Genomic DNA, 7,264 nt, shown 5'->3' with positions numbered 1-7,264 from the left:
CGCCCATTGAAGGCAGGGGGCCGCGTTGCGGCCCAATCGCCGGCAAGCCAGCCCCCACAGGGATCGCCTTAGGGCTGACAGGTGTTTGCCACAAGGTATGGCAGCGCCTGTGAGATCGAGCGCCGCGCGGGCGGCGCTCGATCTCACAGGCGCTGAAGATGCCCTGGCTACCCTTGCCAGGAACCATAGAATCTCCCACAGGGATGTCACAGGGTTATACTGGCAGCACTTCCCTGACAGGTAACCCAATGTCCTCCCTCAGCCACGCCCTGCAGTCCTGCGACATGCTCCTGATCGACGGCCTGCACGCCTTCGAGTTCACCGCCGATACCACTGGCCTGCGCGTCGAGTGCATGGACGGCCGCCAACTGCGCCGCTGGTCGTTTACCCCCGAGCAGGTCGCCGCGGCGACCGCCATGGGTGACGAGTGGCAACTGGACGATGCCAACGGCGCGCATCGGCTAGTCTGCATGAGTGCCTTTCGCGCCCCGGATGAAGACCAAGATGAACCGCACCTGGACGACCCTGCTGACCGCTAGCCTGATGAGCCTGACTATCCCGACCCATGCCGCGACCCTGCTGGTGGGCAGCTATACCGATGGTGCCAGCCAGGGTATCTACCGCTACCAGTTCGACGAACAACGGGGCCACATCGACCCTACCCCGCAGCAAGTGGTGAAAAGTGTCAGCCCGTCGTGGCTGGTGCTGTCGGCCGACCGCCGCCTGCTGTTCGCTGTCAATGAAACCCCGGGCGGCAATGCCAGCAGTTTCAGTGTCAGTGCAAAGGGCGACATCAAGCCGCTCAACCAGGTGGCCAGCCAAGGCGACGAGCCAACCCATGCCAGCCTCAGCCATGACCAGCGCTACCTGTTCGTGGCCAACTACGCGGTCAACCCTGACCCCGGCGGCAGCCTGGCAGTGATGCCGGTAGCCAGGGACGGTCAGCTCAAGCCGGTCGTGCAGCAACTGCGACACCGGCCCAGTGGCGTCAACCGCGAGCGCCAGGCGGGGGGGCATGTGCATTCACTGGTGTCGTCACCCAATGGGCAATATCTGTACGCTAGCGACCTCGGTGCCGACAAGGTATTCATCTACCGCTACGACGGCGCCAGCCCGGACCAGCCGTTGAGCCCGGCCACGCCGCCGTCGGTGGCGTTGCCGCCAGGCAGCGGACCACGCCACCTGCTGTTCGATGCCACGGGGCAGCATGCCTACCTCACGTTGGAAATGAGCGGGGAAGTGGTGATGTTCGATGTCAACGGTGCGGGCCTGACCGAGGGTCAGCGCCTGCCACTGACCGAAGACTCTGCGTCGACGGCCAAGGCGGCGGGCGGGTTGCACCTGTCGGCCGACGGGCACTTCCTGTACGTGAGCAATCGCGGTACAGCGAATGAAATCGTGGTGTTTGCGGTTGGCAAGGGCGACGGCAAGCTGACGTTTGTGCAGCGCCGCGCCGTGGAAGGCGACCACCCCCGCGAGTTTGCCCTGGACCCCAGCAACCGCTTCCTGCTGGTGGCGAACCAGAAGAGCAACCAGATCGTGGTCATGCGCCGTGACGCCGAGACTGGCAAGCTGGGCGAGACGGTGCAGATCCTGGACCAGGACGCACCCTCGGACTTGAAGTTCATCGACTGATATCAACACCACGCCTTGTAGGAGCGGCCTTGTGTCGCGAAAGGGCCGCGGCGCGGCCCCGGCAATGTCCGCGGTAACGCGAGAACCCGGGGCCGCTGCGCGACCCTTTCGCGACACAAGGCCGCTCCTACAGGGAGCCGGGTGAAGCTACCTGGCCATGATCGAGCGGAACAGGTCTGATGCCAACCACCCCTCTAGCCAGCTCCGCAGCCGCGGATAGGCGGCCTCGGCGAACCACTGGGGTTCCACCCCGGCAAACTGGCGCATCAGGGGCAGCAAGGCGGCGTCGGCGATGCTCGGCTGGTCAGCCAACAGGTACGGCCGGCTCTCCAGCAACCCTTCGAGCTCCGCCAGCCAGGCCTCGGCCTGCTGGCGGTAGTACGCGCGAGGGTGCTGCGGGTAGCGCTCGGCATACTTGTACAGGTTCACCTGCGACTTGAACGTGCTGTCATTACGCGCGATCAGGGCATGCGCCTGCTGCGCCGCCGCGGGGTTCGCGCGCAGTTGCCAATCTTGCGGGTCGTTCTGCGCCAGCGCCCAGCGCATGATATCCAGGCTCTCTTCCAGCACCTGGCTGCCGGTGTCCAGCACCGGCACCGTGCCCTTGGGGGACAAGGCCAGCAGTTCTGCCGGCTTGTTCTTCAGCGCCACTTCGCATACCTCGACCTCACAGCCCGCATAGCGCAGGGCCAGGCGCGCGCGCATGGCCCACGGGCAGCGACGGAACGAGTACAGGATCACCCGCACACCTGCACCTCGCTCAGGCCATTGCCTTGGCGGTGCACCTGAATCTGCACCGGGATCCGCTCGTGCATTTCCTGCACGTGGGAAATCACTGCCACCTTGCGCCCCTGTGCCTGCAAGCCGTCCAGGGCATCCATGGCCAGCTGCAGCGACTCGGGGTCCAGGCTGCCAAAACCTTCGTCGATGAACAGCGATTCGATGCGCAGGGTGCTGGAAGCCATCGAAGCCAGGCCAAGGGCCAACGCCAGCGACACCAGGAAGGTTTCGCCGCCGGACAGTGAGTGCACCGAGCGCAGCTCGTCGCCCATTTCGGTGTCCAGGACCAACAGGCCCAGGGCGCTGCCGCCTCGCTTGAGGCGGTAACGGCGGGCCAGTTGGCGCAGTTGGCTGTTGGCATGGTGCAACAGCAGGTCAAGGTTGTAACCCTGGGCGATCTTGCGGAACACATCGCCCGAGGCCGAGCCGATCAGGGCATTGAGGCGGGCCCAGCGCTGCCACTGCTGGCGGGCTTGCTCGATCTCGGCTGCCAGTGCCTGATGGGCCTGCTGGCGGCGCTGGTCATCGGCCTGCTGCGCCCGCAGTTCGGCGCATTGCTGCTCGTGGCTGGCCATGCGCTCGCGCAGTTCCAGCAGGGCTTGCTCGAGGGCTTCGGCCGTGGTGTCCACGGTCATGTCGGCCACGTGCTGTTGCAGGCGCTGTTCGCGCTCCTGCAGCAACACGCGGCTTTGTTCGATGGCTTTTTCCGCGCCTTGCAAGCGCTGGCGCAATGCTGTGACCTGCGCATCCTCCATGGCCAGCAGGCGATCCAGCCCGGCGTCATCCAGCTCTGGGTGCTGGCTGCGCCACTGCGCGATCTGGCCCTGCAACTGCTGGCATTCGGCAACCAGCGCCTGTTGCTGCTGGCCGTCGGCCTTCAGCTCGCTGGCCAGTTGCACGGCTTGCGTGCGCAGTTCCTGCAGGCGCTGGGCGGTGTCGGCGTCCAGGGCGCGGGCTTGGTCCAGCGCGGCGTCCATGTGCTGTTGCCAGGCTTCGGCAGTGGCGTGTTCACCGAGCAGTTCGCCGAGGGCGGCCTGGGCCTGCTGGCGCTGCTCGTCCAGGGCGGCAAGTTGTTGCTGCAACTGCTGCAGGCCTTGCACGCGGGCCTGGTGCTGGTCGCGCAGCTTGTCGAGTTGGGTTTGCCGGGCCTGCTGTTCTTCCAGTTCGTCCTTGCGCTGTTCCAGTTGCTGCAAGCGCTGGGCGATCTGCTGGTCCAGGGCCAGGAAAGCATTGGCCGGGTCTTCGTCGAGTGCCTTCAGGGCCTGCTCGGGCAGCACCCCGGCCAGGTCGTGCAAGCCTTGCTGCAACTGCTGCTCGTCGTTGGCCAGGGCCTGGTGCTGTTGTTCGAGGTGGCGCTGGGCCTGCTGTTGAGCGTCTTGGGCGGCCTGCAGTTGCTGGGTGAGGCGGGCAGCATCGCGTTGCAGCGTGAGCAGCGCGCTCTGGCGTTTCTCGTCCTGCGCAATTTCCGCCTCCAGGCGCTGCAGCTGGCTGGCCAGCCAGGTGCTACGGGCCTTGTCATCCTGCGGGGCCAGGGCCGGCCACAGGCTGTGCGCCTGCACTTGCGCCACCAGCGGTTGCAACTGATCGCCCAGTTGCTGCTGTTGCTGCTGGAAGTCCTTGAGCTGGGCGTTGACCACGCCCAATTGGGTGCGCAGCTCGACCAGCTTGGCGTTGAGGGTGTCGACCTGTCGCTGCGCGGCAGCTTCTTCAGCCTGGTCATGCCGACCCAGGCTGTGCAGCAGTGCGTCAGGCTGGTGGAACGGGTGTTCGGCACTGCCGCAGACTGGGCAAGGTTCGCCATCGCGCAATTGCTCGCGCAGTGCCTCCACGCTGGTGGTGCGCGCCAGGCGTTGCCGCTCCAGCAACTGGCGGGTGAGGTTGAGCGCCTGTTCGGCCGCCTCCAGCTCGGCCTTCGCCGCGGTGCCTTCGCTGATCAACTGCTGGCGTTGCTGCATGGCCTGTTGCTGGCGTTCACGAACGCTGTCCAGTTGCTGGCGCAGTTCCAGTTCGCGGCCGTGCAGGCGCGACATTTCTTCAACAGCGCGCTGCTGCTTGCGGTTGTCCTGCAGCATGCCACCGAGCAGGTCGATCTGCTCGGCCAGGGCCTGGGGTTCGGCCTTGGCTTCGCGGAACAGCAGCTCGTAGGCATCGCGCTCGGCCTGCAGCTGCACATTGGCCTGGCTGGCCTGGGCCTGCAGGCCGGGCAGCTCTTCGCGGCCCTTGGCCAGGCGGCCGCCAATCAGCATCACCTGTTTGAGTTGCGGCAGGTAGGCGTGCCACGCACTGGCCAGGCCTGCCAGGTGCTCGCTGTCGGCAAGGGCACTGTCGATCTGCGCCAATTGCTGCAGGCTGCGCTGCTGGTTGGCCTCCAGCTGTTGCAACTGCTGCTGGCCATCGGCGACGTGTTGTTCAGCCTGTTGGCTGCTGCTGTGTTGCGCGGCCAGCGCTTCGTCCAGGCGCGCCAGGTTGTCCTGGGCGGCGAAGGCCTGGCGCAGGCGTGGGGCATTCTCGCCGTGTTGCGCCTGGCTGTCGGCGAGCGCCTGGCGTGCGGCGTTCAGTGCTTGCTCCAGGATATTTGCGCGTGCCTGGAGTTCGTCCTGCTGCTGTTGCTGCTGCGCAATTCTTGCCGCCAGTGGGGCCAGTTGTGCGTTCAGCGCCTGCTGGCGGTGGAACTGGTGGCGCTGAGGTGCCAGGCGCTCCAGGCGCAGCAGGTCCAGGCGCGGTTCGGCCAACTGCTGCCAGTCCTGCTCGGCGGCCTGCAGCGCGCGGGCCGCCTCGGCGTGCTGGGCTTGCAGCCGGTTTTGCTCTTGCAGCCAGTTGCGTTGCTGTTCCAGCTGGCGCTCACTGGCCTGGTCAGCCTTCAGGTGCTGCTGCGCCTGCTCCAGTTGCTGGTCGAGCTGAGCGCGGGCTTCGGCATCCATCGGCAGCAGGTGGCTGGCGCGCGCGAGCAGGTCGTTGTGCACCTCACCGGCCTCGCGGGCCTTGCTGAACGCGCGCTGGCCCAGGCGGGTGTAGATGGCGGTGTTGGTCAGTTTTTCCAGCAGTTCGCTGCGCTCTCTGTCGTCGGCCTTGAGAAACGCGCCAAACTCGCTCTGGGCCAGCATCACCGCGCGGGTGAACTGCTCGAAGTTCAGGCCCAGGCGGGCTTCGACCAACTGTTTGTATTCGTTCTTGCCGCTGGCCAGGACCTGCTCGCTGTCCAGGTCGTAAAAGCTCTGGCGGCTGTGCTGCAACTTGCCGTTGGCCTTGTCGCGGGCGCGGTTGGCTTCCCAGCGGGCACGGTAGCGGCGGGCGTCGACGCCGACGAAATCGACTTCGGCAAAGCCGCTGCCGGTACCACGGCGTAGCAGGTTGCGCGGGTCGGATGTGGGGATGTCGCCGTCGGCATCCGGCACCTTGGCTTCGCGACCGATGTCATTGAGCCGCGGCACGGTGCCGAACAGGGCCAGGCACAGGGCGTCGAGCAGGGTGCTCTTGCCGGCGCCGGTGGGCCCGGTAATGGCGAACAGGCCGGCGCTGGCCAGGGGCTCGGCAGTGAAGTCGATGTCGACGGGGCCGGCCAGCGATGCCAGGTTCTTCAGGCGGATGGCAAGAATCTTCATGGCTGCTCCTCTTCCTGCTGCACGTCCTGCAACAGCAAGGCAAAGTCGGCCAGCGCCTGCTCGTCGACAGCGCTGCCGTAGGCTTGCTCCCAGGCCCGGCTGAACAGGTCTTGCGGGGTCATCTGGACCAGTTCGACAAAGGCCAGGTCATCATCTTCGCTACTGTTGCGCCCAGCGTACTCGGCACTGATACGCACCAGCCGCACTGCCTTGCCCGCCAGCGCGGTCTCGATCTGCTGGCGCAGGTCCGGTTGCGGCTCGTCGAGAATGACCCGCACCTCCAGCCAGGGTTGGCGATTGGGGTCTTCCAGCAGGTCGATTACCGGCTGGTCTGCCAGTTGCTGTAACAGCTCACCCAGCGGTGCCGGGCCGATGCGTTGCAGGGCCACGGCGCGCGGTACCGGGCGCGGCTCGACGCTGACTAGGCCGCTGCCGTCCAGTTCCACCTCCAGCACCTGGTGCGGGTAGTTGATTTCGGCGAACGACAGCGGGATCGGTGAGCCGCTGTAGCGAATGCGTTCTTCGCGGTTGACCTTCTGTGGCTTGTGCAGGTGGCCGAGGGCGACATAGCTGATGGCCTTGTCGAACAGCTTGGCCGGCAGCGCCTCGGCGTTGCCGATGATCAGGCTGCGCTCGGAGTCTTCCGACACTGCGCCCCCGGCCATGTGCGCATGGCTGATGGCAATCAGCGCCTGGTCTTTCTTGCGTTTTTGCAGTGCTGCGGCGATCAGTTGCTGGTGCACCTGGGTGATGCCTTGCAGGTAGTCGTCGCCCAGGTGGGGGCCGGTGACTTCGGCCGGCCGCAGGAACGGCAGCGCCAGGCACCAGGCTGCGACCTTGCCACGGCCATTGGTCAGCGGGATCAGCAGCCGCTCGGCATCCAGTTGGCCCTCGTCCAGCCAGTGCACACGGCCCAGGGCGTGGGTGCGCAGGCGGCGCATGAGTGCGGCAGGCAGCTCGATGCGCGAGCCGGAATCGTGGTTGCCGGCGATCATCACGATGTCCAGCTTGGGCTGCTGCTCATGCGCCTGGACGATGAAGTCGTACAGACGCTCCTGGGCTTTGACCGGGGGGTTGACCGTGTCGAAGATATCGCCGGCGATCAGCAGCGCATCCGGCTGGCGCAGGCGAAGCTGGCCGAGCAGCCAGTCGAGGAAGCAGGCGTGTTCGAAATCGCGTTCCTGGCCGTGCAGGCTTTGGCCCAGGTGCCAGTCGGAGGTATGAAACAGACGCATGGATGACCTGTG

At 66.2% G+C, this 7,264-nt stretch carries 5 protein-coding genes; 2 read left to right on the top strand and 3 right to left on the bottom strand.

The features are described from left to right. The first annotated feature begins 248 nt into the window (after window positions 1–248). Window positions 249–539 carry a DUF5629 family protein gene (locus QME24_RS22515; protein ID WP_054905310.1) on the top strand — a complete coding sequence of 97 codons (291 nt, stop codon included), beginning with the start codon at window positions 249–251 and terminating at the stop codon, window positions 537–539. After that, window positions 505–1,635, top strand: coding sequence for a lactonase family protein (locus QME24_RS22510; protein WP_232892707.1), 1,131 nt, complete (start codon window positions 505–507; stop codon window positions 1,633–1,635). The genes QME24_RS22515 and QME24_RS22510 overlap by 35 nt, the downstream gene beginning before the upstream one ends. A 147-nt stretch (window positions 1,636–1,782) precedes the next feature. Here QME24_RS22510 and QME24_RS22505 read toward each other — a convergent pair whose 3' ends face one another. Genes QME24_RS22505 through QME24_RS22495 form a run of 3 tightly spaced genes read right to left on the bottom strand, consistent with a single transcriptional unit; the run spans window position 1,783 to window position 7,252 of the window. Then, window positions 1,783–2,376: a glutathione S-transferase gene (locus tag QME24_RS22505; protein WP_029885844.1), complete on the bottom strand. Its 594-nt coding sequence runs from the start codon at window positions 2,374–2,376 to the stop codon at window positions 1,783–1,785. Continuing rightward, window positions 2,373–6,017 (bottom strand): AAA family ATPase, encoded by a 3,645-nt coding sequence (locus QME24_RS22500; RefSeq protein WP_280091911.1) that lies wholly within the window; start codon window positions 6,015–6,017, stop codon window positions 2,373–2,375. The genes QME24_RS22505 and QME24_RS22500 overlap by 4 nt, the downstream gene beginning before the upstream one ends. Continuing rightward, a complete protein-coding gene (locus QME24_RS22495; RefSeq protein WP_280091912.1) occupies window positions 6,014–7,252 on the bottom strand; it encodes an exonuclease SbcCD subunit D C-terminal domain-containing protein in 1,239 nt (412 codons plus the stop codon). The genes QME24_RS22500 and QME24_RS22495 overlap by 4 nt, the downstream gene beginning before the upstream one ends. Window positions 7,253–7,264 lie beyond the last annotated feature (12 nt).

Source organism: Pseudomonas sp. PARCl1, from assembly GCF_947311875.1.
In the GTDB taxonomy this organism is placed as follows: Bacteria; Pseudomonadota; Gammaproteobacteria; order Pseudomonadales; family Pseudomonadaceae; genus Aquipseudomonas; species Aquipseudomonas juntendi.
The sequence above is the reverse complement of the archived record's forward strand: the minus strand, read 5'-3'. Positions and strand labels throughout refer to the sequence as shown.